Source organism: Kinneretia sp. DJ1R-11, from assembly GCF_025717595.1.
GTDB lineage: Bacteria > Pseudomonadota > Gammaproteobacteria > Burkholderiales > Burkholderiaceae_C > Paucibacter_A.
This window is the reverse complement of sequence record NZ_JAJIRR010000051.1, coordinates 1-850: the sequence shown is the minus strand read 5'-3', so window position 1 is coordinate 850 and position 850 is coordinate 1. Positions and strand designations below refer to the sequence as shown.

Below are 850 nucleotides of genomic sequence, written 5' to 3'. Positions count from 1 at the left end.
GGGGTGGACCCGGTGGGGAGTTTTTTTACAGCCTCAACGTTCGCGGTAAGCGGACCAGCCAGCGTAGCTGGCGCAGGTCCGCTTGACCAAAAGGTTAAAGCGCAGTGGGCAAAACATGACCCACTCCCTTAGTGCCGCCTTCCCATACCGTGAATTCCGCACCTGCATGGAAGTGCTGCTTAGCTCCCGGGACAAGCAACTGTACTGTGGCCCGAAAGGAATCACCCGGTGCGGGGCTTGCTTCAAACAGCAGTCGGGCTGACCAATGCTCGTTGTTGATACCGAGGACGGTTCGCCATTCGCCGGACACTAAGGGGCCGGCGCGCCCACCACGCTCCGCGGGCAGCAGATGGATCTCGGCGACAAAGGTTTCTGGCATGCGCTTTAACGTGAAAGTGAGCGGACGCCGTAGGCGGTCCGCTCGAATGGCAGGTTAAGGATCATGGTTGCAGTAGCTCCCCTGGGAACCAATGCAGATTCTTTAGAAATTCGAGCAACCGGGCGATCGCGGCCTCGGGCTCTACGACGCGGTGCCATTGCTTGCCTTGCTCCATCGTGTCCAAGTACCTAAATTCGATTTGCCCGTCGGCAAGGGGCGAAACTTTTAGATATGGCCCGGTATACGGGTAAACGGCCTCAGTTTGAGTAATGCAAAGATCGAACATCGAGGTCCATGCGTACAGCCCCGTTGCGAGCGGCCCACTGGCGATGCGCTCGGCAAGGGCATGCATCGCCTGCATTGAAGGACCGTCGTACTCAGCATAGTGGGCGACGATGGCTGACCAAGGCTTGTTCACGGCGGTGATCTTTAACGTTTGAGCTAACCGGCCCGCGACGGCAGGACGCCGCC

1 protein-coding gene is annotated in these 850 nt (G+C 58.8%); it reads right to left on the bottom strand.

The genetic code is table 11. From position 1 onward, the window contains the following. Positions 1 to 440: 440 nt before the first annotated feature. Positions 441 to 850 (bottom strand): hypothetical protein (locus tag LNV23_RS23870; RefSeq protein WP_263565243.1); only part of this gene is annotated, 410 nt, incomplete at its 5' end.